25 protein-coding genes, 1 tRNA gene, 2 pseudogenes and 1 riboswitch are annotated in these 23,525 nt (G+C 70.0%); of the genes and pseudogenes, 20 read left to right on the plus strand and 8 right to left on the minus strand.

Translation table 11 applies throughout. The features are described 5' to 3' along the window. The first annotated feature begins 98 nt into the window (after positions 1–98). The 8 genes from clpS to ACFY3J_RS27745 all read left to right on the plus strand — a co-directional run bounded on the left by clpS (position 99) and on the right by ACFY3J_RS27745 (position 5,765). Positions 99–416 (plus strand): ATP-dependent Clp protease adapter ClpS, encoded by a 318-nt coding sequence (clpS, locus tag ACFY3J_RS27710; protein WP_141360548.1) that lies wholly within the window; start codon positions 99–101, stop codon positions 414–416. Between the two features lie 12 nt (positions 417–428). Beyond that, positions 429–1,031: a DUF2017 domain-containing protein gene (locus ACFY3J_RS27715; RefSeq protein WP_384179450.1), complete on the plus strand. Its 603-nt coding sequence runs from the start codon at positions 429–431 to the stop codon at positions 1,029–1,031. 450 nt (positions 1,032–1,481) lie between these two features. Continuing rightward, complete coding sequence (locus tag ACFY3J_RS27720) at positions 1,482–2,900, plus strand: amino acid permease (protein ID WP_384179448.1); 1,419 nt, start codon at positions 1,482–1,484, stop codon at positions 2,898–2,900. A gap of 141 nt (positions 2,901–3,041) precedes the next feature. Further along, the gene (locus tag ACFY3J_RS27725) at positions 3,042–3,464 is read left to right on the plus strand and encodes a Mov34/MPN/PAD-1 family protein (RefSeq protein ID WP_225078614.1); all 423 of its coding nucleotides are present in this window, start codon (positions 3,042–3,044) and stop codon (positions 3,462–3,464) included. A 100-nt stretch (positions 3,465–3,564) separates the two neighbouring features. Then, on the plus strand, positions 3,565–3,660 hold the full coding sequence (locus ACFY3J_RS27730; protein ID WP_384179446.1) for a putative leader peptide: 96 nt from the start codon (positions 3,565–3,567) through the stop codon (positions 3,658–3,660). Between the two features lie 143 nt (positions 3,661–3,803). Continuing rightward, on the plus strand, positions 3,804–4,091 hold the full coding sequence (locus ACFY3J_RS27735; protein ID WP_384179444.1) for a MoaD/ThiS family protein: 288 nt from the start codon (positions 3,804–3,806) through the stop codon (positions 4,089–4,091). Between the two features lie 17 nt (positions 4,092–4,108). After that, a complete protein-coding gene (locus ACFY3J_RS27740; RefSeq protein WP_384179442.1) occupies positions 4,109–5,059 on the plus strand; it encodes a PLP-dependent cysteine synthase family protein in 951 nt (316 codons plus the stop codon). Between the two features lie 175 nt (positions 5,060–5,234). After that, a complete protein-coding gene (locus tag ACFY3J_RS27745) occupies positions 5,235–5,765 on the plus strand; it encodes a hypothetical protein (protein WP_384179440.1) in 531 nt (176 codons plus the stop codon). 456 nt (positions 5,766–6,221) lie between these two features. Here the strand turns inward: ACFY3J_RS27745 and ACFY3J_RS27750 are convergent, their stop codons facing one another. After that, positions 6,222–6,671, minus strand: a complete 450-nt coding sequence (locus tag ACFY3J_RS27750) for a type II toxin-antitoxin system PemK/MazF family toxin (RefSeq protein WP_384179644.1) — start codon at positions 6,669–6,671, stop codon at positions 6,222–6,224. A 217-nt stretch (positions 6,672–6,888) separates the two neighbouring features. On the opposite strand from ACFY3J_RS27750, the gene ACFY3J_RS27755 reads away from it, so the two are divergent. Continuing rightward, positions 6,889–7,641 (plus strand): MBL fold metallo-hydrolase, encoded by a 753-nt coding sequence (locus tag ACFY3J_RS27755; protein ID WP_390841961.1) that lies wholly within the window; start codon positions 6,889–6,891, stop codon positions 7,639–7,641. A gap of 89 nt (positions 7,642–7,730) precedes the next feature. Here the strand turns inward: ACFY3J_RS27755 and ACFY3J_RS27760 are convergent, their stop codons facing one another. Beyond that, positions 7,731–9,035 carry a PTS transporter subunit EIIC gene (locus ACFY3J_RS27760; RefSeq protein WP_384179436.1) on the minus strand — a complete coding sequence of 435 codons (1,305 nt, stop codon included), beginning with the start codon at positions 9,033–9,035 and terminating at the stop codon, positions 7,731–7,733. Positions 9,036–9,355: 320 nt separating this feature from the next. Here ACFY3J_RS27760 and ACFY3J_RS27765 point away from each other — a divergent pair, with 320 nt between their 5' ends. The 3 genes from ACFY3J_RS27765 (at position 9,356) to rdgB (ending at position 11,031) form a co-directional block, all read left to right on the plus strand. Continuing rightward, the gene (locus tag ACFY3J_RS27765; protein ID WP_225078608.1) at positions 9,356–9,589 is read left to right on the plus strand and encodes a glucose PTS transporter subunit EIIB; all 234 of its coding nucleotides are present in this window, start codon (positions 9,356–9,358) and stop codon (positions 9,587–9,589) included. 87 nt (positions 9,590–9,676) lie between these two features. Then, positions 9,677–10,414 carry a ribonuclease PH gene (gene rph / locus ACFY3J_RS27770; protein ID WP_384179434.1) on the plus strand — a complete coding sequence of 246 codons (738 nt, stop codon included), beginning with the start codon at positions 9,677–9,679 and terminating at the stop codon, positions 10,412–10,414. 14 nt (positions 10,415–10,428) lie between these two features. Beyond that, positions 10,429–11,031 carry an RdgB/HAM1 family non-canonical purine NTP pyrophosphatase gene (gene rdgB / locus ACFY3J_RS27775; protein ID WP_390841962.1) on the plus strand — a complete coding sequence of 201 codons (603 nt, stop codon included), beginning with the start codon at positions 10,429–10,431 and terminating at the stop codon, positions 11,029–11,031. Positions 11,032–11,079: 48 nt separating this feature from the next. Here rdgB and ACFY3J_RS27780 read toward each other — a convergent pair. The 4 genes and pseudogenes from ACFY3J_RS27780 to bcp form a co-directional block, all read right to left on the minus strand. Next, positions 11,080–11,163: transfer RNA gene (locus ACFY3J_RS27780), tRNA-Leu, on the minus strand. Then, a pseudogene (locus ACFY3J_RS27785) lies at positions 11,163–11,836 on the minus strand (HNH endonuclease). Before ACFY3J_RS27785 ends, ACFY3J_RS27780 begins: the two are co-directional and overlap by 1 nt. Further along, positions 11,833–12,484: pseudogene (locus ACFY3J_RS27790) on the minus strand (HNH endonuclease). Before ACFY3J_RS27790 ends, ACFY3J_RS27785 begins: the two co-directional pseudogenes overlap by 4 nt. Positions 12,485–12,624: 140 nt before the next feature. Beyond that, entirely contained in the window at positions 12,625–13,092 is a 468-nt protein-coding gene (bcp, locus tag ACFY3J_RS27795) for a thioredoxin-dependent thiol peroxidase (RefSeq protein ID WP_384179429.1), read from the minus strand. A gap of 143 nt (positions 13,093–13,235) precedes the next feature. Between bcp and ACFY3J_RS27800 the strand changes: the two genes are divergently transcribed. The 3 genes from ACFY3J_RS27800 (at position 13,236) to ACFY3J_RS27810 (ending at position 14,506) form a co-directional block, all read left to right on the plus strand. Beyond that, positions 13,236–13,565 (plus strand): DUF3618 domain-containing protein, encoded by a 330-nt coding sequence (locus tag ACFY3J_RS27800; RefSeq protein ID WP_384179427.1) that lies wholly within the window; start codon positions 13,236–13,238, stop codon positions 13,563–13,565. A gap of 54 nt (positions 13,566–13,619) precedes the next feature. Then, entirely contained in the window at positions 13,620–13,976 is a 357-nt protein-coding gene (locus ACFY3J_RS27805) for a co-chaperone GroES (RefSeq protein ID WP_141360564.1), read from the plus strand. A gap of 107 nt (positions 13,977–14,083) precedes the next feature. After that, a riboswitch (guanidine-III (ykkC-III) riboswitch) is annotated at positions 14,084–14,147 on the plus strand. 38 nt (positions 14,148–14,185) lie between these two features. Next, the gene (locus tag ACFY3J_RS27810; protein ID WP_141360565.1) at positions 14,186–14,506 is read left to right on the plus strand and encodes a multidrug efflux SMR transporter; all 321 of its coding nucleotides are present in this window, start codon (positions 14,186–14,188) and stop codon (positions 14,504–14,506) included. On the opposite strand, the gene ACFY3J_RS27815 is transcribed toward ACFY3J_RS27810, so the two are convergent. Then, positions 14,490–16,964 carry a transglycosylase domain-containing protein gene (locus ACFY3J_RS27815; protein ID WP_384179424.1) on the minus strand — a complete coding sequence of 825 codons (2,475 nt, stop codon included), beginning with the start codon at positions 16,962–16,964 and terminating at the stop codon, positions 14,490–14,492. The two genes, ACFY3J_RS27810 and ACFY3J_RS27815, sit on opposite strands and share 17 nt — an antisense overlap. Before the next feature lie 226 nt (positions 16,965–17,190). Between ACFY3J_RS27815 and ACFY3J_RS27820 the strand changes: the two genes are divergently transcribed. Genes ACFY3J_RS27820 through ACFY3J_RS27835 form a run of 4 tightly spaced genes read left to right on the plus strand, consistent with a single transcriptional unit; the run spans position 17,191 to position 20,607 of the window. Further along, positions 17,191–17,991, plus strand: a complete 801-nt coding sequence (locus ACFY3J_RS27820; protein ID WP_384179642.1) for an ABC transporter permease — start codon at positions 17,191–17,193, stop codon at positions 17,989–17,991. Beyond that, on the plus strand, positions 17,984–18,823 hold the full coding sequence (locus tag ACFY3J_RS27825; RefSeq protein ID WP_390841963.1) for an ABC transporter permease: 840 nt from the start codon (positions 17,984–17,986) through the stop codon (positions 18,821–18,823). Before ACFY3J_RS27820 ends, ACFY3J_RS27825 begins: the two co-directional genes overlap by 8 nt. A gap of 59 nt (positions 18,824–18,882) precedes the next feature. Then, positions 18,883–19,908 carry an ATP-binding cassette domain-containing protein gene (locus ACFY3J_RS27830; protein ID WP_384179640.1) on the plus strand — a complete coding sequence of 342 codons (1,026 nt, stop codon included), beginning with the start codon at positions 18,883–18,885 and terminating at the stop codon, positions 19,906–19,908. Between the two features lie 9 nt (positions 19,909–19,917). After that, positions 19,918–20,607, plus strand: coding sequence for a DUF1707 domain-containing protein (locus tag ACFY3J_RS27835; RefSeq protein ID WP_384179420.1), 690 nt, complete (start codon positions 19,918–19,920; stop codon positions 20,605–20,607). Between the two features lie 25 nt (positions 20,608–20,632). Here the strand turns inward: ACFY3J_RS27835 and ACFY3J_RS27840 are convergent, their stop codons facing one another. Further along, positions 20,633–21,964: an SGNH/GDSL hydrolase family protein gene (locus ACFY3J_RS27840; RefSeq protein ID WP_390841964.1), complete on the minus strand. Its 1,332-nt coding sequence runs from the start codon at positions 21,962–21,964 to the stop codon at positions 20,633–20,635. A 201-nt stretch (positions 21,965–22,165) separates the two neighbouring features. Between ACFY3J_RS27840 and ACFY3J_RS27845 the strand changes: the two genes are divergently transcribed. Then, a complete protein-coding gene (locus tag ACFY3J_RS27845) occupies positions 22,166–23,485 on the plus strand; it encodes a DUF445 domain-containing protein (protein ID WP_390841965.1) in 1,320 nt (439 codons plus the stop codon). Positions 23,486–23,525: the final 40 nt, after the last annotated feature.

The raw sequence follows: 23,525 nt of genomic DNA on the forward strand, positions 1-23,525 counted from the left end.
CCGTCCCCGGATGATGCCTGGCGAAGAATCGTACTCCCATTTCGTCAGACTGACGATTTGGCCCTCCGTTTATGCGAGTACCCCCTCGGGATGGCAGCATGGGCCGTGTGACGGCAGCCGCACCCATCGAGATCGAGAAGACCGAGTCGGCGGAGGAGGTCTTTGCCGTACCCGAACCCGACGTGCCCTGGGTGACGATCGTCCACAACGACCCCGTCAATCTCATGAGCTATGTGACGTACGTCTTCCAGACGTACTTCGGCTACTCCAAGGACAAGGCCACCAAGCTCATGCTCGACGTCCACCACAAAGGCCGGGCCATCGTCTCCAGCGGAACCCGTGAGGAGATGGAACGGGACGTTCAGGCCATGCACGGCTATGGTCTGTGGGCCACCCTCCAGCAGGACCGGAAGTAGCGAACTCCCTCCATGCCAGGAACCTTCGAACCGCTCCCCGGCGGCGGCGCGTCCGTCGCCCTCGACGACGTCGAGATCTCCATCATCCGCTCGCTGGCCGTGCAGCTCCTCGAGCTCATCGGTCCCGGCCCCGCCGAGGACACCCCCGCCGACCCGCTCGCCGAGCTGTTCGCCGAGGGCCCGAGCGAACCGCCGTCCGATCCCGTCCTCATGCGGCTCTTCCCGGACGCCTACCGCGACCCCGAGACTCCCGGCAACCCCCAGGAGGCCGCCGAGCAGCGCGCCCACTCCGCCGAGTTCCGCCGCTACACCGAGAACGACCTGCGGGCCGGCAAGCGCGAGAACGCCCTCGCGGTGATCCACTCGCTCAACGCGCTCACCCCCGGCGAAGGCGGCCTTGCGGAGCTGGAGCTGACGCCGGCCGAGTCCCAGCGGTGGCTCGGCGCGCTCAACGACCTGCGCCTCGCCATCGGCTCCCGGCTGGAGATCACCGACGAGGACGACACGGACGACTTCTACCGGCTGCCGGACGAGGATCCGCGCAAGCCGATGGTGATGGCCTACCTCTGGCTGGGCGGACTCCAGGAGACCCTCGTCTCCACGCTCATGCCGTAGTACCGCGCCTCATGCCGTAGCCCCGCGCCTCTCGCGCTGTGGCCCCGGGCATCGCGCTGTGGTCCCATGCCGTGATCCACCCGGCTCATGCCGTGATCCACCCGGTATATCCGGATTTCGCGTTCGCTCAGAGGACGCTCAAATCCGGATAACGATCGCGTCACTGCGACGGCCGGGTATGGGTGCGCCCTGCGCGCTTCGTCCGCTTCTTCCCGTGGGATGCATCACACAGCTCCCCGTCGATCAGTGTTGCGGCCGTGATAAATCTTCACGACCGCCCGGCGGACACCACCCATGTCCGGCCGGGTGCGCCACCGAGCCGGCAACAGCCGGCCAGGCACAGCGGATCCGGGGAGACCCGGGCACGCACTCCATCAATCCGGGGGGATCGAAACCCGATCCGGGGCCGACCGAGGGCCCGGGGTCGGCATGGAGAAAGGCGCACACCACATGACCTCACCGCAGGTCACGGAAGCCCCCGAAGAGGGGTACGAGCGAGGACTCGGCAGCCGCCAGGTCCAGATGATCGCCATCGGCGGCGCCATCGGCGTCGGCCTCTTCCTGGGTGCAGGGGCGAACATCGCCAAGGCCGGACCAAGCCTCATCGTCATGTACGCCCTCGCGGGCCTGATCATCTTCTTCATCATGCGGGCACTCGGCGAGCTCCTGCTCTACCGCCCCGTCTCGGGTTCCTTCGCGGAGTACTCCCGCGAGTTCCTCGGCCCGTTCTTCGGCTTCTTCACCGGCTGGACGTACTGGCTGATGTGGGTGGTGACCGGAATGGCCGAGCTGACGGCCGCCGCGATCTACGTCCACTACTGGTTCCCCGCCATTCCGCAGTGGGTGACCGCGCTGGTGTTCCTGGTCGTCCTGTTCCTGGCCAACCTGATCTCCGTGAAGGTCTTCGGCGAGATCGAGTTCTGGTTCTCGATGGTCAAGGTCACCGCCCTCATCGGCATGATCGTGATCGGTCTCGGCGTCCTCACCTTCGGCTTCAGCGCCGCCGGTGACACCGCCACCGTCAGCAACCTCTGGGAGTTCGACGGCTTCTTCCCCAAGGGCGTCGGCTCCTCCCTGATGACCCTCCAGGGCGTGATGTTCGCCTACCTCGCCGTCGAACTGGTCGGCGTCACCGCGGGTGAGTCCGAGAACCCGGAGAAGACCCTCCCCAAGGCGATCAACACCCTGCCCTGGCGGATCGCGCTGTTCTACGTCGGCGCCCTCACCGTCATCCTGTGCGTGGTGAAGTGGACCGAGTTCGCGCCGGGCGTCAGCCCCTTCGTGAAGGCGTTCGCGGTCATCGGTATCCCGGCCGGCGCGGGCATCGTGAACTTCGTGGTGCTCACCGCGGCCCTGTCCTCCTGCAACTCCGGCATGTACTCCACCGGCCGCATGCTGCGCACCCTCGCGGACAACGGCGAGGCCCCCCGGTTCTTCAGCCGCCTGTCGACCTCCAAGACCCCGGCGCTGGGCATCACCGTCTCCGTCGCCTTCATGGGCATCGGCGTCGTGCTGAACTACATCGTCCCGGAGAAGGCCTTCGGCTACGTCACCTCCGTCGCCACCGCGGCCGGCATCTGGACGTGGCTGATGATCCTGATCAGCCACGTCCTGTACCGCCGGGGCGTCGAGTCGGGCCGGCTGCGGGCCTCCTCCTTCCCGGCCCCCGGCGGCTCCAAGTGCTCCTACGTCGCCATCGCGTTCCTGCTCTTCGTCACCGGCCTGATCGCGTACGACGCCGACTCCCGCGTCTGCCTGTACGTGATGGCCGCGTGGGCCGCCGCCCTCGCCATCGGCTGGGCGGTCCTCAAGAACCGCAACCCGCAGGTCGCCGACCGCCGCGAGCCGCAGCTCGAGAAGGTCGGCTGATCCCGAAGGCGCTCCCGGACCGGACGTCCCGGCAGGAGCGGGCCCCCAACCCGCTCCCGCGGCCGCTCAGGATGTCCGCAATGTGGGCCGTTCCGTACCGAACTCCGGTACGGAACGGCCCGCCTGTCTATGCTGGCCGCCATGCTGACCCTTACCCAGGCCCTCTACGACCAGATCGTCGCCCACGCCCGCAAGGACCACCCCGACGAGGCGTGCGGCGTCGTGGCCGGACCCGTGGGCTCCGGCCGGCCCGAGCGGTTCATCCCCATGGTGAACGCGGCCCGCTCGCCCACCTTCTACGAGTTCGGCTCGCAGGACCTGCTCAAGCTCTACCGGGAAATGGACGATCTGGACGAGGAGCCGGTGATCGTCTACCACTCGCACACCGCGACCGAGGCCTACCCCTCCCGCACCGACATCAGCTACGCCAACGAGCCCGGCGCGCACTACGTGCTGGTCTCCACCGCCGACACCGACGGGCTCGGCGAGTTCCAGTTCCGCTCGTTCCGCATCGTCGAGGGCGAGGTCACGGAGGAGGAGGTCAAGGTGGTGGAGGCGTACTGATCGGGGAATGATCGGGGAACGTCTCGTGGCGTGGATGGAAAGTGTCCGCGTGACGAGATCACACTCCGGGTCCCGGACCGGGAATCGATACGATGACCGCATGGTTTCCCACGACGTGAGCGAGAAGACGCCGGGCATGCTGCTCGTGGCGCGGCTGCACGTCGACCTGTGCAGGCTGAACAGCGCCATCTGTTGACGTTCCGCGCCGCCGCACGGCCGTGAGGGCCGCGGCGCTCCCCCCAGTGCCGAAAGCCCGGGGGTACCCCTACGGTGCGCCCGGCCGCGTCCGAGCCGGGGGATCCATCCCGACGACATCCTTACCGACAGGAGCCCGCAACCATGGCCATCGAGGTCCGCATCCCCACCATCCTCCGCCAGTACACCGACGGCCAGAAGGCCGTGGACGGCAACGGGGAGACCCTCGCCGAGCTCTTCGCCGACCTCGAGACCCGGCACCCGGGCATCCAGGCCCGGATCGTCGACCAGGCGAACGGCGAGCAGCTGCGCCGCTTCGTCAACGTCTACCTGAACGACGAGGACGTGCGCTTCCTGGACGGTATCGCCACCAAGCTCGCCGACGGCGACAACGTGACGATCCTGCCGGCCGTCGCCGGCGGCATGCGCTGATCGGTCGCTGATCAGAGATGCGTTACGACTCCCCGCTGGCCGCGGTGGGCAACACCCCTCTGGTGTGCCTGCCGCGGCTGTCGCCGTCGGCCGACGTCCGCATCTGGGCGAAGCTGGAGGACCGCAACCCGACCGGCTCGATCAAGGACCGGCCCGCCCTGCACATGATCGAGCAGGCGGAGAAGGACGGCCGGCTCACCCCGGGCTGCACGATCCTCGAACCCACCTCCGGCAACACCGGCATCTCGCTTGCCATGGCGGCCAAGCTCAAGGGCTACCGCATGGTGTGCGTGATGCCCGAGAACACCTCGCAGGAGCGCCGGGACCTGCTCGGCATGTGGGGAGCGGAGATCATCCCCTCCCCGGCCGCGGGCGGTTCCAACACCGCCGTGCGCGTCGCCAAGGAGCTGGCCGCCGAGCACCCGGACTGGGTGATGCTCTACCAGTACGGCAACCCGGACAACGCCGGTGCCCACTACGCCACCACCGGCCCCGAGATCCTCGCCGACCTGCCCTCGATCACGCACTTCGTCGCGGGCCTCGGCACCACGGGCACCCTCATGGGCGTCGGCCGCTACCTGCGCGAGCACAAGCCGGACGTGAAGATCGTCGCCGCCGAGCCACGCTACGACGACCTGGTGTACGGCCTGCGCAACCTCGACGAGGGTTTCGTCCCCGAGCTCTACGACGCCTCCGTCCTCACCACCCGCTACTCGGTCGGCTCGGCCGACGCGGTCACCCGCACCCGTGAACTCCTCCAGCGGGAGGGCATCTTCGCGGGCGTCTCCACGGGCGCCGCGCTGCACGCGGCGATCGGCGTCGGGAAGAAGGCGCTGAAGGCGGGCGAGAGCGCCGACATCGTCTTCATCGTCGCCGACGGCGGCTGGAAGTACCTCTCCACCGGCGTCTACACCGCGGCCACCACCGAGGAGGCCATCGAGACCCTCCAGGGTCAGCTCTGGGCGTAGGTTCTGCCGCCCACCACCGGTCCGTCCAATATCCGCGTGCGCGGGGCCCCGGCCGTCGTATCGGCCGGGGCTCCGGCGTGCGTGGGGGACGGGATCCTGATGTGCTGGAGAAACGTCACACCGGCAGAAGGACAGGGCACGGCACCCCGGGCACAGCAGAAAGGCGGCCGACCCCATGCGCCGTTCGACGCTTCACGGCACCGCCGTCGCCGCCGCGGCGGCGACCCTGCTCCTCGTCGGCTGCGGCGCACAGCACGACGGCGCGGGCTCCGGCAAGGACGGCACCCCCACCCGGCCGACGACCGCGCCCGCTTCCCCGCCCGGATCCGTCCCCTCAGAGTCCGCGACCGGGACCGCCCCGGCCTCCTCCGGCCGTCCCGCCCCCGGCTGCACGGACCGCGCCGAACTCACCGTCGCCGACTCCGGGCGCACCCTCTGCCTGACCGTCGGCGGGCAGGTGCGTCTCACCCTGGACGGCACCGAGGACCGTCCCTGGACACCGGTCAGGTCCAGCGGCTCCGCTCTGCGGGCCGCCAACGCCGGCATCGTGATCCTGCCGGGCGACGCCGTCGCCGCGTTCGACGCCGTCACGCCCGGAACGGCCCGGCTGACGTCCATCCGTCCGCTGTGCGCGGCGGGCCCCGGCCGGATCGCGTGCCAGGGCATCCGGCAGTGGACGGTCACCGTGCGGGTGACAGGGCCGTGAGCCCGACGCGCCACGACACCCGGACACGGCAGCGCCGCGCCTGTTCCGCTCGGCTGGGCCGCGCTCGTCCCGTTCGGTCGGGCCGCGCCGACTCCGTTCGGCTGGGCCGGGCCTGTCCCGTCTGGTCGGGCCGCGCCCGTCCCCTGCGGCTGGGCTGCGCGCGCTGCGTTTGGTGGGGCCGCGTCTGTCCTGTTCGGCTGGGACGCGTTCGTCCCGTTCGGTCGGGCCGCGTCTGTCCCGTTTGGCTGGGCTGCGTCCGCTGCGTTTGGTGGGGCCGCGTCTGTCCTGTTCGGCTGGGACGCGTTCGTCCCGTTCGGTCGGGCCGGGCCTGTCCCGTTTGGCTGGGCTGGGCCCGCTGCGTTTGGTGGGGCCGCGTCTGTCCCGTTCGGTCGGGCCGCGTTCGTCCCGTTCGGCTGGGGCGGGCCTTTCCTGTCAGCTGGGTCGCGTCCGTTCCGTTCAGCCTGCCAGGTACCGCACCTGGTCCCAGAGGACCGGGTCCACGACCCCCACCCGGCGGCGGAAGTCCCACACCGGTATCTCCCGGACCTCGTCGGTCTCCAGGAAGCTGGTCCGGCCCTGCGTGTCCCCGACCGAGCCCGGCGGCAGCGGGATCACTCCGGACCGCTCGTCGTGGTACCTGCTGGTGATCTCCGCGACCCTGGCGCGCTTGCCGTGCACCGCCAGAACCAGACAGGGCCGGTCCTTCGCCCCCGGCCCGTCTCCATGGGGCACGCTGGCCCACCAGATCTCCGCGGGCTGCGGACGCGCCGCGGCACGGTGGCCGGTCAGACGGCCGGGACGCGACCTTCTCGGAGGCCTGCGACCCCGTCCCCAGCCGTCGACGAGCGTGGCGACGAGCGCGAGCAGCACCACCGCCGCGAGCGCCAGCCACCAGGACGTGTCCACAGCCATGACGTTACCGGCGTGCGACCCTCGGTGCGCGCCCTTCAACGCTCCCCATGCGCCCCAGGTCCAGCCGAACCGGTGACACCACAGGTGAGTTCGCCCACAACAGCCCTTGCCGGAGGAGCGACCGGACGTATCCCGCCTTACGCTCGACGGACCGCACGACCCCCGTCATCTTCCTCTCTGAAGTTTTCCCGCCAGCGGAGGTTTCTGCTTCATGAAGCTCACCGTCGTCGGCTGCTCGGGGTCGTTCCCGTCCGCGGAATCGGCCTGCTCGAGCTACCTCGTCGAGGCCGACGGCTTCCGGCTGCTTCTCGACCTGGGCAACGGCGCCCTGGGCGAGTTGCAGCGCCACTGCGGTCTCTACGACCTCGACGCCATCTTTCTGAGTCATCTGCACGCCGACCACTGCATCGACATGCTCGGCTACTTCGTCGCGCGCTACTACCGGTACGACGGAGGCCGTTGCGACCCCATCCCGGTGTACGGGCCCGAGGGCACCGAGCACCGGCTGACCACCGCCTACGCCGACACCCCCACGGCCTCCTCGATGAGCGAGGTCTTCGACTTCCACACGGTCAAGCCCGGCACCTTCGAGATCGGCCCCTTCACCGTGCACACCGAGCGGGTGGCCCACCCCGTGGAGGCCTACGCCATCCGCGTCGAGCACGGCGGGCGGGCGCTGACGTACTCCGGGGACACCGGGGTGAGCGAGGCGCTGGAGGAACTCGCCCGGGACAGCGACCTCTTCCTGTGCGAGGCCGCCTTCACGGACGGCAAGGAGAGCATCCCCGATCTGCACCTCAACGGCCGCGAGGCAGGTGAGACCGCCGCGCGCGCCAAAGTCCGCCGCCTGGTCCTCACCCACATCCCCCCGTGGACCGACCCGCAGATCAACCTCGCCGACGCCCGCGCGGTCTACGCCGGCCCGGTGGAGCTCGCGGCGCCCGGAGCGTCGTACGACATCTAGGCCCAGGACCGCAGGTCCAGGAAGGCCCAGGACACGAAAGGCCCCCGGAGTCATGGAACTCCGGGGGCCCTCCCACGCCGTGACCGGGCTCACGCCTTCGTGAGGTCCTCGGTCTCCTCCTCGGGTTCGCGGCCCGGGGTGGGGAGGTTGAACTTGGTGATGGCGAAGCGGAACACGGTGTAGTAGATGACCGCGAACACCAGGCCGATCGGGATGATCAGCCATGGCTTGGTCGCCAGGTTCCAGTTGAGGGCGTAGTCGATGAAGCCGGCGGAGAAGGTGAAGCCGGCGTGCACGCCGAGCGCCCAGGTTATCGCCATGGACAGGGCGGTCAGCACCGCGTGGATCACGTACAGCACGGGGGCGATGAACATGAACGTGAACTCGATCGGCTCGGTCACACCGGTCACGAAGGAGGTCAGTGCGAGCGACACCATCATGCCCAGGACGGCCTTGCGGCGCTCCGGCCGGGCCGAGTGCGCGATGGCCAGGGCGGCGGCCGGCAGACCGAACATCATGATCGGGAAGAAGCCCGACATGAACTGGCCGGCGTGCGGGTCACCCGCGAAGAAGCGGTTCAGGTCGCCGTGGACGACCTGGCCGGCGGAGTTGGTGAAGTCGCCGATCTGGAACCACGAGACGGTGTTGACGAACTGGTGCATGCCGACCGGGATCAGCGCACGGTTGACCAGACCGAACAGGCCCGCGCCTGCGGCGCCCAACCCGGTGATCCACTTGCCGAGGTCGGTGATCACGTCACCGATGGGCTGCCAGCCCACCACGACCAGAACGCCCAGCGCGGTACCGACGAAAGCCATGATGATCGGGACCAGGCGGCGGCCGTTGAAGAAGCCCAGCCAGTCGACGAGCCTGGTGCGGTGGAACCGCTGCCAGATCACGGCGGAGAGCAGACCGAGGATGATGCCGCCCAGCACGCCCGGGTTCTGGTAAGACGCCGCGGTGATCTCGGAGCCGTGCTTCCACACGCCGCCGAGACCGGTTGAGACGAACTCGGCGCCCTTCGGCACACCGTCCTCGATCGGGAACTGGTGGATCACCGTGTAATAGGTGAGGAACCCGACCACCGCGGCGAGCGCGGTCGAGCCGTCGGCCTTCTTGGCGAAGCCGATGGCGACGCCGATGCAGAACAGCAGCGGCAGGCCGAGCGAGGCATCCAGCAGCGCGCCACCGGCGCCGGCGAACACCTTGGCGACCTTGTCCCAGCCGAGTCCGTCCGCGCCGAACACGTCCGGCTGTCCCAGACGCAGCAGGATGCCGGCCGCCGGCAGTACGGCGATCGGGAGCTGCAGGCTGCGGCCGACCTTCTGCAGGCCCTGGAACAGGCCGGATCCCCATTTCTTCGCCGGGGCCGCCGTCTCGGTGGCGGTGCTCATACATCCTCCATCGGGTGGTGGTCTACACCACTCAGTGGTGTAGACCTGTTGTAACACGATGAAGGGGGCGTAAGGAACCCGTGATTCCCGCGACCGAGCCACTACGCACCGTGTGGATTCGAGCTCAGGGTCAGTGATGTGGGGCAGGGGCGCTGGGCGTCGAGCCGCGTTTGGTCGCCGCGCCTACGCTGGTGTAGACCAGTCGGCGGACGGTTCCGCTGCCGTGAGCGCACCATTCTGCACCCATGGCACGGCCGCTCGCAAAGATGGGCCAACTGTGGGTTACTGCGACAAAGCGGATCGGATCAGGGAGAAGGAACATGGCCACCAAGGCTGAGAAGATCGTCGCCGGGCTGGGCGGCATCCAGAACATCGACGAGATCGAGGGCTGCATCACCCGGCTCCGCACCGAAGTGCACGACGCCTCCCTGGTCGACGAGGCCGCCCTCAAGGCCGCCGGCGCGCACGGCGTCGTCAAGATGGGCACCGCCATCCAGGTCGTCATCGGCACCGACGCCGACCCGATCGCCGCGGAGATCGAAGACATGATGTGAACCCCGCGGTCCGCCGCTGTTCACCTTCAAGGGGCTCTTCCCGATGCGGGAGGAGCCCCTTGTCCATGGGGGACTACGCTCGACGCCATGTCTCGTATCGACGGCCGCACCCCCGAACAACTCCGCCCGGTCACCATCGAACGCGGGTGGAGCAAGCACGCCGAGGGCTCCGTCCTCGTCTCCTTCGGCGACACCAAGGTCTTCTGCACCGCCTCCGTCACCGAAGGCGTCCCGCGCTGGCGCAAGGGCAGCGGCGAGGGCTGGGTCACCGCCGAGTACTCCATGCTGCCCCGTGCCACCAACACCCGCGGCGACCGCGAATCGGTCAAGGGCAGGATCGGCGGCCGCACCCATGAGATCTCCCGCCTCATCGGCCGCTCCCTGCGCTCGGTCGTCGACTACAAGGCACTCGGCGAGAACACCATCGTCCTGGACTGCGACGTCCTCCAGGCCGACGGCGGCACCCGGACCGCGGCCATCACGGGCGCCTACGTCGCCCTCGCCGACGCCGTCGCCTGGGCCCGCGGCAAGAAGCTGATCAAGGCCGGCCGTCAGCCGCTCACCGGCACCGTCAGCGCCGTCTCCGTCGGCATCGTCGGCGGTGTGCCGCTGCTCGACCTCTGCTACGAGGAGGACGTCCGCGCCGAGACCGACATGAACGTCGTCTGCACCGGCGACGGCCGCTTCGTCGAGGTCCAGGGCACCGCGGAGGCCGAACCCTTCGCCCGCGAGGAACTCAACAGCCTCCTCGACCTCGCAGTGGCCGGCTGCACCGAACTCGCGGTGATCCAGCGCACGGCACTCGAGACGGCCCTGGCGAAGTAGAGGAGCAGCCCCACATGACCCGCTTGATCCTCGCCACCCGCAACTCCGGCAAGATCGTTGAACTCAGGGCGATCCTGGCCGACTCGGGCCTGCCCCACGAACTCGTCGGCACCGACGCCTACCCGGACGTCCCCGACGTCAAGGAGACCGGCGTCACCTTCGCCGAGAACGCCCTGCTGAAGGCCCACGCCCTGGCCCAGGCCACCGGCCTCCCCGCGGTCGCGGACGACTCCGGCCTCTGCGTCGACGTCCTCGGCGGCGCCCCCGGCATCTTCTCGGCCCGCTGGGCCGGTCGCCACGGCGACGACAAGGCCAACCTCGACCTGCTCCTGGCCCAGCTCTCGGACATCGCCGACGACCACCGTGCCGCCCACTTCGCCTGCGCGGCGGCCCTCGCCCTGCCGGACGGCACGGAGCGGGTGGTGGAGGGGCAACTGCGCGGCACCCTGCGCCACGAGCCCGCGGGCGCGAACGGCTTCGGCTACGACCCGATCCTCCAGCCCGACGGGGAGACCCGCACCTGCGCGGAACTGACCCCCGAGGAAAAGAACGCGATCAGCCACCGCGGCAAGGCCTTTCGCGCCCTGGTGCCGGTGGTGCGGGAACTGCTGGGCTGAGCACAAAACGGCCTGCGCATCGATCCTTCGATGCGCAGGCCGTTCATGTGCGGCGGAAGGGATTCGAACCCTCAAGCCCGATCAAGGGCCACAGATCCTAAGTCTGCTGCGTCGCCATTGCGCCACCGCCGCTAGCCGTCTGCCATCGTACCGGGAGCCGCCCGTCGCCTTCTGCCTCCCCTGCACCAGGTGTTGGTGATCGCATGACAGTTGGGGCACAGCAGGCGCAGGTTCTCCCTCCGGTCGTCACTCCAGTCTCCATCGATGTGGTCGACCTCCAGCGTCATGGGCTTCCCGAGCCACTCGGGGCCGACCCCACATCCGCGCAGCGTTCCGGTACTCCGATGTCCCGGAGGGCACGACGCAACAGCGCGGTGTCTGTCCGACGCTTCCCTTCATGGCGGACCAGGATGTCCTCGGGGCCTCTGGCGTTGTGGCTCCGCTTGCCACGCCGGTGCCCCTGCCCGAGGAAGTGGGCGGTAGAGATGCCCTCTTCGGCGATCCACTGGCGCAGCAGCGCACGCTGCCAGAGGTTGTCGGGACGATCCAAGCGTTGCAGCACCTCTGTGAGAGATGCCGACTCAGCGATCACCCCGCGCAGTTCGTCGTACGTGGGCTGGGGACGCCTGCCGCAGGGGCTGAAGTGCGATACGTCAATGCCGAAGTCGGTGAATCGCTTCATGAGATAACGCCGGAGGCCGGCGTATGGCCGCGCGCCTGGGAAGCCGATGACCTCGTCGATATCGGAGCGCTCCGCGGCGGCTTCCTCCAGCCGCTCACGGGTGTATTGCAGACCGCTGCTCATCGGTCACGCCTGTCACGGACCGTGCCGCGTCCCCGGTATGTGTCCGTTGTGGAATGACAGTTGGGGCACAGGGGGCGCAGGTTGCCGACGCGGTTGTCGCGCCAATTGCCGTTGATGTGGTCGACCTCCAGCGGCAGTGATTGCCCCTGCCACACCGCCTCGATACCGCACAGGACGCAGCGCTCTTCCAGGCCATGAGCGAGCAGCGCTCGCTTGAGGCGATCGCTCGGGATTCGCCGGGCCTGAGTGTCTCGCAGTTCGACGAGCACGGCTCCTGGCGCCCGACGGGGCCTGGCGTCGCCACCTCGCGTCGGCACCTGAAAGTGCGAGGTGTCGAGACCGTACGCCTGGACACGTCGGCTGATGTGCGTGTGCTGCCCTCCGACGATCTCCAACCCGAGATGGCGCAGTACCTCGCACATGTTCGTCGACGCCGAGACTGCTGCCTGGAGTACTTCCCTGGTCCACCGCACACCCTCCCGCTCGAAGTGCGACGTATCCACGCCCAGTTTCCTCATCCGTTCCCGGATGTAGTGCCGCGTCGAACTCCCTGGATCCACCCGCCAACCGCTCCAACGCTTCCGACAACGTCCGCGACGTCCGCGCCGCCTCCTCCAGCCGTTCTTCGGTGTACGGGCCGGCCCCCATCGAATCCCCTCCGATTCCGGCCGCGCGTTCGTGGCCTCGTACGGAGTAACGAACCGGTTATCGGACAGTCACGTAAGGGATGCGGAACGGCCCGCACCGGGCACCCCCGGTGCGGGCCGCGCAAGTGGTGGGAGTGCTCCTCAGATCCCCAAGTCCTTGATGATCTTGGCCACGTGGCCTGTCGCCTTCACGTTGTAGAGGGCTCGTTCGACCTTGCCCTCCTCGTCGACGACGATCGTGGAGCGGATGACGCCGACGACGGTCTTGCCGTAGAGCTTCTTCTCGCCGAAGGCGCCGTAGGACTCCAGGACCTTCTTGTCCGGGTCGGCGAGCAGCGTGACCTTGAGGGACTCCTTGTCGCGGAACTTCGCGAGCTTCTCCGGCTTGTCGGGGGAGATGCCGATCACGTCGTACCCCGCGCCTGCCAGCAGGTCCAGGTTGTCGGTGAAGTCGCAGGCCTGCTTGGTGCAGCCGGGGGTGAGGGCGGCCGGGTAGAAGTAGACGATGACCTTGCGGCCCTTGTGGTCGGCCAGCGACACCTCCTTGCCTTCGGCGTCGGGGAGGACGAAGGCGGGGGCCACGTCCCCGGGCTGGAGTCGCTCGGTCATGGAAGCTCGTCTCCTCGTGCGTGCGCAGCGTGCGTGCGGATACCGTGTCGCTCCGAGGGTAACCGGGGGTGCCGACAGTGCGGTCGGAGCGAGAACTGACAGACTGTCCCGCACAGGCATCAGTTGACTTCGGAGGCGGCACGGTGGCGGACACCGCGGACACCAGAACCCCGGCTGAGATCGAGGCGGACATCAGGCGCCGCCGCGAGGTGCTGGCCGAGACGCTCGACGAGATCGGGGTGCGCGTGCACCCGAAGACCATCGTCGGGGACGCCAAGGCCAAGGTCGCCTCCAACATCGACCACACGCTCGGACGGGCCTACGTGCAGGTCAACCGGGTGGTGAGCGATGTGCGGGCGCAGTTCGTGGACGAGGAGGGCGCCCCGCGCCTGGAGCGGGTCGTACCGGTCGCGCTCGTCGCCGTCGGCCTGGTCGGACTGCTCGCTCTGGGCGCCCGCCGGCGTCGCCGCTGAGCGGCACGACGCCCCACCGCGTGACGACGTGCCGAAGGCAGGTAGGTTCGAGGCGTGAGCGCCAAGAGAAATGAGCACAGCAGCCAGCACGACAAGCTGCCCATCCGGATGCTGCACGACCGGGTGCTCGTCCGGCAGGACACGAGCGAGGGCGAGCGGCGTTCGGGCGGTGGCATCCTGATTCCCGCGACCGCGGCGGTGGGACGCCGGCTGGCCTGGGCCGAGGTCGTCGCGGTGGGGCAGAACGTGCGGACCGTCGAGCCGGGGGACCGGGTGTTGTTCGATCCGGAGGACCGTGCCGAGGTCGAGGTGCGCGGGGTCGCGTACGTGCTCATGCGCGAGCGTGATCTGCACGCGGTGGCCGCGGACCGGTTCGAGGGTTCGGAGGACTCCACCGGCCTGTACCTGTAGCGGTTCGGGACGTCCTGGGACGTCCTGCGCGACGCTGTACGACGGCTTCGAAGGGCCGACCGCCGAGGGGCTGGTGACCATGGTCACCAGCCCCTTTGTCGTTCTTTTGCTAGCCTCGGGTCCAACCCGACGAGACGCGCCGTACCGGGATGAACGCAAAGACGACGCACACCCGTTCATGTCCTTACGTCGTCCCGGAGGTGCCTGTCATGGCCTGGGTCCTGCTCATTCTCGCCGGTCTGCTGGAAGTGGGCTGGTCGATCGGGATGAAGTTCACCGACGGCTTCACCCGCCCCCTGCCCAGCGTGCTCACCGGCGCCGGGATCGTGACCAGCATGGTTCTGCTGTCGTACGCCGCCCGCTCCCTGCCCATCGGCACCGCCTACGGCGTGTGGGTGGGCATCGGGGCGGCCGGTGCGGCGGTGATCGGCATGGTGGTGCTGGGGGAGCCGGCGACCGCCGCCAGGATCTTCTTCGTGTGTCTGCTGCTGGTGGCCGTGGTGGGGCTCAAGGTCACGTCCGGTCACTGAACACGCCTTGCAGGCCGGTGTTCGTGCCGCCGTCGCCGGGGGTACCGGCCCCCGCGTTCCCGCCCGTGTTGCCCGGGGTGCCGGTGTTGCCTCCGCCGGGTGTGGCTCCCGGGCCACCCGGCGGGGTGCCTCCGACGTCCCCGGTGCCCGGGTCGGTGGGACCGCCCGGCGGGGTGCCGGCGTCGGTCCCGCCGGTGGTGGGGTCGCCGCCGCCGGTGTCACCCGTGCCGCCGTCGCCCTGCCCCTGGTCCTGCCCCTGGTCCTGTCCCGGGTCCTGGTCGCCGGTGTCGGCCGTGCCGCCGCCGTCCTGACCGCCGTCGCCCGGGTTCTCGTCGGGCTCCGAGGGCGGCGGCTGGATCTGGTCGGCGCCCGGCTGGAGCTGGAGGTCGAAGTCGGTCACCAGGGTGTTCTTCAGGGCGTCCCCGCTGTACTGCGCCCAGATCTGGGCGGGCGGCCCGCCGCCGTTGACACGGGCCAGCCCCATGGCGCCGTAGAGCGGCTTGTGATGGGCGGTGACCGGGTCCTGGCCCATGACCGAGACGACGGTGGCGAGTTCGGGCGTGTAGCCGGCGAACAAGGCCGCGGTGTCCTCCTCGGCGGTGCCGGTCTTGCCGGCGGCGGGCCGGCCGGCGGCCTGGGCGGCGGTGGCGGTGCCGTTCTGCACGACGCTGCGCAGTATCGAGGTGGTGGTGTCGGCGGCCTCACGGCTGATCGCCTGGATCTCGGTGCGCCGGGGCAGCTCGACGGTGTCGGTGCCGTCCTTGGTGATCTTCTTGATCATCGTGTACGGGGCGTGCTTGCCGTGGTTGGCGAGTGTGGCGTAGGCGTCGGCCATGTCGACGACGCTGGCGGTGGCCACTCCGAGCGCGATGGACGGGGTGGGGGTCAGGGACGGGGTGTCGGCCGGCAGGCCGAGGGCGATGGCGGTGTCCCTGACCTTGTCGGAGCCGACGTCGGCGGCCATCTGCGCGTACACCGCGTTGACGGACTTGTCCGTGGCCTCGCGGACGGTGATGTCGCCGTAGGACCGCTGGTCCTCGTTCTCGGGGGCGTAGGAGCCGCTCCAGCCCTGTACGGGGCGCTTGTTGGTGCCGTCGTAGTAGGTGTTCGGGGTGATCGTGCGGCCGTCCTGGGTCGCGGAGCCGTTCTGGACGGCGGAGGTGAACACGAACGGCTTGAAGGTGGAGCCCACCTGGAAGTCACGGCGGGTGGCGTTGTTCGTGTACTGCTTGACGTAGTCGATGCCGCCGTACATGGCGACGAGCTCGCCGGTCTTCGGGTCGATGGAGGCGGCGCCGGCCCGGACGTAGGTGTCGACCTTGCGGTTCTTCCGGTCGAGCTTGCTCATCACCTGGTCGTCCACGGCCTTGACCAGGGCGTCCTGCTTGCGCTTCTCCAGGGTCGTGGTGATCTGGTAGCCGCCCGCGGAGAGCTGGTCCTCGTTCAGGATCCTGTTCGCGGCCAGGTAGTCCTTGACCGCGCGGACGATGTAGCCGCGCTGCCCGGACATGCCCGTGGGGGCGGTGGCCTCCTTCGGCATCGGGAACTTCATCCCGGCCCGCTGCGAGGCGCTCAGCCAGCCCTTCTTGACCATGCCGTTCAGGACGTAGTTCCAGCGGGCCAGGGCGGCGGACTTGTTCTCCGGGTGGGCGACGACGTCGAACTCGCTGGGCGCGTTGACCAGCGCGGCCAGGTAGGCGGCGCGGGCCGGGTCGAGGTCCTGGGCCTTGACGCCGTAGTACGCCTGGGCGGCGGCCTGGATGCCGTAGGCGTTGCGGCCGAAGTAGCTGGTGTTGAGGTAGCCCTCGAGGATGTCGTCCTTGGACTCGGTGCGGTCCAGCTTGATCGCGATGAAGAACTCCTTCACCTTGCGGGTGACGGTCTGCTCCTGGCCCAGGTAGTAGTTCTTCACGTACTGCTGGGTGATCGTCGAACCGGACTGCTTGCCCTTGCCGCGGGCGGTGTTCCAGCCGGCCCGCAGCATCGCCTTGGGGTCGACGGCGGACTCGGTGTAGAAGTCGCGGTCCTCGGCGGCGAGTACGGCGTGCTGGGCGTCCTTGGAGACCTGGGCGAGCGTGACGTTCTCCCGGTTGATCTCGCCGTCCCGGGCGATCTCGGAGCCGTCGGCGTACAGGTAGACGTTGGCCTGCTTGACGGCCATGGCGTTGGCGGGCGGGATCTGCACCAGCGAGTAGCCGATCACAAACGCGCCGATGACCATCAGCATGGCGGTGAGGAAGCCGCCGAGCACCATCCGCCAGGTCGGTACGGCGCGGCGCCAGCCGGTGCGCCGGGGCCGTCCGGCCTTTCCGCCGCCCGTCCCGCTGTCCGCCCCGCTCCCCGTCCCGCGCTCCGCCTCGCTCCCTGGACCGCTCTCCGCTTCGCCCCCGGTCTCGGGTGCCGCCGTCGGCTGGTGGTCGGCCACGCCCTGGTTCGGCTGCTGCGGCTCGTCACTCATGTCGTGCTCGGACTCCTGTTTCCCGTCGTACGTCCCCGTACGTGTCACGGCGTACGTCCCCGTACGTCGTCATGCGCCTTCGGCGCCCCCCAGGTGAAGACTCTCGCAGCAACCGTTCCGTTCCCGGTCCCGGGCATTTGTCAGGGCCGGAAAATGCGTGGCATGTCACGCCCGGCACGCATTAGGCTCCCGCGCTTTCGGTGTCGTGGCCTGGGAGGCGGTGCACGTGGGCGCGGGACGGTTGTACGCGGCCGTCGCGGCGGGGGGATTCAGACGGTACGCGACGTATCGGGCGGCGACGGCGGCCGGGGTGTTCACCAATACGGCATTCGGGCTGATCCTGGTGTACACGTACCTCGCGCTGTGGGATGTCCGACCGCACCTGGGCGGTTACGACCAGGCGCAGGCCGTGACGTACGTGTGGCTGGGGCAGGCGTTCCTGGCGGCCCTCGCGATCGGCGGGGGCGGCGTCGAGGACGAGCTCATGGAACGCATCCGAACGGGTGACATCGCCGTCGACCTGTACCGGCCGGCCGACCTCCAGCTGTGGTGGCTGTCGGCCGACGCGGGCCGGGCGATGTTCCAGCTGCTGGGCCGCGGGGTGCTGCCCTTCGTGTTCGGGGCGCTGTTCTTCCCGGTGGCCCTGCCGTCGGACCCGCTGATCTGGGCGGCGTTCCTCGGGGCGGTGCCGCTGGCGCTGCTGGTGGGCTTCGGGATCCGCTTCCTGGTGGCGCTGAGCGCGTTCTGGCTGCTGGACGGCGCGGGCGTGGTGCAGATGGCCTGGCTGGCCGGGTACTTCTGCTCGGGGATGCTGCTGCCGCTGAACGTCTTCCCGGGCGCGCTCGGGGAGGTGGTCCGGGCGCTGCCGTGGTCGTCGCTGCTCCAGGCCCCCGCCGACATCCTGCTGGGGCACGCGGACCCGCTCGACACGTATGTCTTCCAGGGCGCGTGGGCGGTGGCACTGCTGGCGGCGGGGCGGCTGGTGCAGTCGGCGGCGACGCGGCGGGTGGTGGTGCAGGGTGGCTGAGTTCACCGTGGACCCGGCCGGCAACCGGCTGGTGGAGGGACTGCGCGCCTACCGCCTGATCGCCGCGATGTGGATCCGCTCCACGATGGCCTACCGCGCCTCCTTCGTCATGACCACCGCCGGGAGCTTCGTCGCGACCGGGCTGGACTTCGTGGCGATCCTGCTGATGTTCTCCCGCGTCGACGCGCTCGGCGGCTATGCGCTGCCGGAGATCGCCTTCCTGTACGGGCTGTCCGCCACCGCCTTCGGGCTCGCCGATCTGGCGATCGGCTCCATGGACCGGCTGGGGCGGCGGGTGCGCGACGGCACCCTCGACACGCTGCTGGTCCGGCCGGCGCCGGTGCTCGCGCAGGTGGCCGCCGACCGCTTCGCGCTGCGCCGGCTGGGCCGGCTGGCGCAGGGGGCGCTGGTGCTGGGCTGGGCGATGTCGCGGCTCGACGTCGACTGGACGCCGCTGAAGCTGCTGCTGATGCCGGTGATGGTGGTGAGCGGCTGCGCGATCTTCTGCGCGGTGTTCGTGGCCGGGGCGGCCTTCCAGTTCGTGGCGCAGGACGCCTCGGAGGTGCAGAACGCGTTCACCTACGGCGGCACCACGCTGCTCCAGTACCCGCCGACGGTGTTCGCCAAGGAGCTGGTGCGCGGGGTGACGTTCGTCCTGCCGCTGGCCTTCGTCAACTGGCTGCCGGCGCTGTACGTGCTGGGGCGGCCGTATCCGCTCGACCTGCCCCGGTGGACCGCGTTCGCGCCGCCGCTGGTCGCGGTGGCGTGCTGCGCGCTGGCGGGGGCGGCCTGGCGGGTGGGGCTGCGGTCGTATCGGAGCACCGGGAACTGACGGGAACTGACGGGATCCAAAGGGGCGAAGGGGAGAAGGGGCGTACAGGGCGCATGGCGATGGCGGTGGACGGTGTGGAGGACGGGGACAGTGTGGGCGGCACGGACAACAGGGAGGGCGCGGGCGGTGGTCTCATCGAACTCGACCGGGTCGAGAAGGTCTTCGACGTGCGGAAGAAGACCGGGTTCCTGAGGCGCGAGCGGCGGCAGGTGCGGGCGGTCGACTCGATCTCCTTCAGCGTGGCGCGCGGGGAGATGGTCGGCTACATCGGCCCGAACGGCGCGGGCAAGTCGACGACGATCAAGATGCTCACCGGCATCCTGACGCCCAGCGGCGGCCGGCTGCGGGTCGCCGGCATCGACCCCTCCCGCGAGCGGACCCGGCTCGCCCGGCGCATCGGGGTGGTGTTCGGGCAGCGTACGACCCTTTGGTGGGACCTGCCGTTGATCGACTCCTACCGGCTGATGCACCGCATGTACCGGATCCCCGACGGCCGTTACCGCGACAACCTCGACCGCTGTGTCGAACTCCTCGAACTCGGCGAGCTGTTGGACGTTCCCGTACGGCAGCTCTCGCTGGGCCAGCGGATGCGCGGCGACATCGCGGCGGCCCTGCTGCACGACCCGGAGGTCCTCTACCTGGACGAGCCGACCATCGGCCTGGACGTCATCAGCAAGGCCAAGGTCCGTGAGTTCCTGCGCGACCTGAACGCCGAACGCGGTACGACGGTGCTGCTGACCACGCACGACCTCCAGGACATCGAGCAGCTGTGCTCGCGGGTGATGGTCATCGACCACGGGCGTCTGATGTACGACGGCCCCCTCACCGGCCTGCACCAGGCGGGCGAGAGCGAACGCACCCTGGTGGTAGACCTGGAGCGCGAGCTGCCGCCGATCGAGCTGCCGTCCGCGCGCGTGGTGCGGGTCGAGGGGCCCCGGCAGTGGCTGGCCTTCCCGGCGGCGGAGTCGGCGGCGCCCCTGGTGGCGCGGATCGCGGCGGAGTACCCGCTGGTGGACCTGTCGGTGCGGGAGCCCGACATCGAGGCGGTCATCGCGAGGATGTACGCCGAGAAAGCGGTCTCGTAGGCTGCTGCCATGACGGAGGACCTGCCGGAGCTTCGCGCTTCCGACGCCGATCGTGAACGAGTCGTCGAACATTTGCGGGACGCCCTCGCCGAGGGACGGCTCGACATGACCGAGTTCGAGGAGCGGCTGGAGGCGGCGTACCAGGCGCGCACGTACGGCGAACTCGCGCCGCTCACCCGGGACCTGCCCGTGCCCGGGGTGGTCGCCCCGGCGGTGAACATGGTCAAGCAGCCCGTGCGGGACGGCAGTTGGGCGTCGCGAGTGGTCGGCGGCGAGGGGTCCTCGTCGTGGGCCGTCGCCATCATGGGCGGGTTCGAGCGCAAGGGGCGCTGGACCGTGCCCAAGCGGTTCAACTGCTTCACCTTCTGGGGCGGCGGCGGCATCGACCTGCGCGACGCCGACTTCGCCGACCACGAGGTCGTGATCAACTGCGTGGCGATCATGGGCGGTGTGGATGTGATCGTGCCGCCCGGCGTCGAGGTGGTGGTGCGCGGCATCGGCATCATGGGCGGCTTCGACCACCGCGAGGACGGCGCGCACGGCGAGCCGGGCGCCCCGCGTGTGATCGTGACCGGCGTGGCCTTCTGGGGTGGCGTGGGCGTCAGGCGGAAGCCCACCGAAGCGGAAAGGCGCCGCCTGAAGGAGCAGCGCCGCCAGGAGAAGCTGGCGCGCAGGGAGGAACGCCGCAGGCTCGAGTAGCCGCGGCACCCCACCACGGCGCGCCTCACAGCTGTGCCTGCCCCGCCTTCTTCAGCAGCCTCAGCTCGAACACCTCGGCCATCTCGCGGTACCCCTGGTCACTGGGGTGCAGATGGTCCCCGGAGTCGTAGTCGCCCCGCAGCCGCCGCGGAGCGTAGGGGTCCCGCAGCGCCCTGTCGAAGTCGACCACCGCGTCGAACACCCACCCGCTGCGGATCTCCGCGTTGACCTGCTGCCGTACCGCGTCCCGGGCGGGCGTGTACCCGCGGTGCCCCTCGAACGGCATCAGCGTCGCCCCGACGACCTTCAGCCCGCGCGCGTGCGCCCGCGTCACCAGCGTGCGCAGCCCGCCGGTGATCCGCTGCGGGTCGGCGAGTCGCGGATTGCGCAGGATGTCGTTGACGCCGAGGTCGATGACGACGACCTTGGCACCGGTCCGCTCCAGCACGTCCCGCTCGAACCGGCTCAGCCCGCTGGGGTTGTCCGAGGGCCGCCCGAGCCCGTCGGCCAGCACCTGGTTGCCGCTGATGCCCTCGTTGACGACGCTGTAGCGCGGCACGTCCCGGCCGTCCTCGACCGCCGCCCACAGCCGGCCGGACAGGACGTCGGTCCAGCGGCGGTCGGCGCCGACGGTGGCGGTGACGCCGTCGGTGATCGAGTCGCCGAGGACGACGACCGTCCCCTCGGCCTCGCCGCTCAGCACGTCCAGCGCGGTCAGATAGCGCCAGACCGTCGTCCGCTCCGTGTACGGCGCTCCGGTCGCGTCCTCGGTGCGGTCGCCCTGGGCGACGTACGAGATCTGGCGGGCGTGCGGGTGGTAGGTGACCGGGCCCGACGGGGTGGGGGAGTAGGTGGTGACCAGGACGTCGCCGCCCCGCGGTACGGCGATGCGTACGGAGTCGCTCGTCACCTGCCCGCCGGCCGGTACGACGACCGTGGGCGCGCCGGCGAAGGTGAGCCGCCGCATGGTGCGCGTGGCGGCGGCCGCGGTCGCGTCACCGGCGGCGACGGCGATCGAGGCATGGGTGACGTTCAGCGGCGCCTGGCCGTAGAGATTGGACAGCGTGATCCGGGCACTCGTCCCGGCGACGCTCGTGTGCACGACGTTGCGCACCGAGCGGCCCGCCATGCCGTTGATCGCCGTGCCGGGTTCCGCGGCGGCCGGGGAGGTGGCCCAGGTGGCGACCCAGGTGCCGGCGGAGGCCGGAGCGGCGGAATGGCCCGGCGCGCGGCCGGCGGCCGGGGCGTCGGCCAGGCGACCGGAGCCGGAGGCGATCCCGGCGTAGATGGCGGCGGAAACGACGACGATCAGCGCGACGATCGCGGTCAGCAGGGTGTAACCGTGGCGTCTGGTCATGCGGGCGATGCTCTCCTCGGGCGACGCCGGCCGGAGCCCAGGGACTCCGATCTGATGGGCACATGGTGGGTCATGAGCCCGGGGAGAATCGGCAGGATCCTGCCGAACCCCCTCCGGACAGACGCCGGGAACTCTTGTTCCGTTCCGGGAGTCGGTCAGGAAGGGACAATTGTCTGCGGGATCACCGAACGGGTGGAGTGGATGGAACAGACGACACAGGCCGGCCGGGGAACGGCGGACGCCGTCTCCCAGCGCGCGATGACCGTGTTCAGCCCCGCCGACGAGGAGCGGCGCCGCGGGGTGCGCCGCATGAAGCTGACCGCCACCGGGCTGCTGCTGCTCGTCGCCGTGGTGTACGTGCTCGCCAAATGGGGCGAGAACGCGGGCGCCGGCACCTGGACGGCGTACGTCGCCGCGGCCGCCGAGGCCGGCATGGTCGGCGCGCTCGCCGACTGGTTCGCGGTCACCGCCCTCTTCCGCCACCCCCTCGGCCTGCCCATCCCGCACACCGCGATCATCCCGACCAAGAAGGACCAGCTCGGCATCTCACTGGGCGAGTTCGTCGGTGAGAACTTCCTCTCCGAGGACGTCGTACGGCAGCGGCTGCGTGCCGTCGGCATCGGCAGCCGCCTCGGCGCCTGGCTCGCCCAGCCGGAGCACGCGGACCGGGTGACGGCGGAACTGGCCACCGCGCTGCGCGGCGCCCTGACCGTGCTGCGCGACTCCGACGTCCAGGCCGTCGTCGGCGAGGCGATCACCCGCAGAGCCAACACGCAGGAGATCGCGCCCGGCATCGGCAAGCTGCTGGAGAAGGTCGTCGCCGACGGCGGCCACAAACGGGTCGTCGACCTGGTCGTCTCCCGCGCGCACGACTGGCTGGTGCTGCACAGCCACTCCGTGATGGACGCCGTGCAGGGCGGCGCGCCCGGCTGGACGCCGAGGTTCGTCGACAGGAAGGTCGGCGAGCGGGTCTACAAGGAACTGCTGCGCTTCATCACCGAGATGCGGGACATGCCCTCGCACCCGGCGCGCGGCGCGCTCGACCGCTTCCTCACCGACTTCGCCGCCGACCTCCAGTCCGACACCGACACGCGCGCGCGTATCGAGCGGCTCAAGGGCGAGGTGCTGCGGCGCGGCGAGGTCCAGGACCTGATCGCCTCCGCCTGGACGGCCGTACGGTCCATGATCGTCGCGGCGGCCGAGGACGAGCGCAGCGAGCTGCGCCTGCGGGTCCGCGCCTCGCTGCTGTCCCTGGGCGCCCGGATGGCCGAGGACTCCAAGACGCAGGGCAAGGTCGACTCCTGGGTCGAGGGCGCGGCGGTCTACGTGGTGACGACCTACCGCAAGGAGATCACCTCCCTGATCACCGACACCGTCGCCGGCTGGGACGCCGAGCACACCACCCGCAAGATCGAGGCCCACATCGGCCGCGACCTCCAGTTCATCCGCATCAACGGCACGGTGGTGGGGTCGCTGGCGGGAGTGGTGATCTATGCGGTGACGCGGGCCATGGGGGCGTAGGGCCTGGGCGACGGACGGGACGGGGCCTCCGGGCCCTGTC

This window comes from Streptomyces sp. NPDC001231 (assembly GCF_042896885.1).
In the GTDB taxonomy this organism is placed as follows: Bacteria; Actinomycetota; Actinomycetes; order Streptomycetales; family Streptomycetaceae; genus Streptomyces.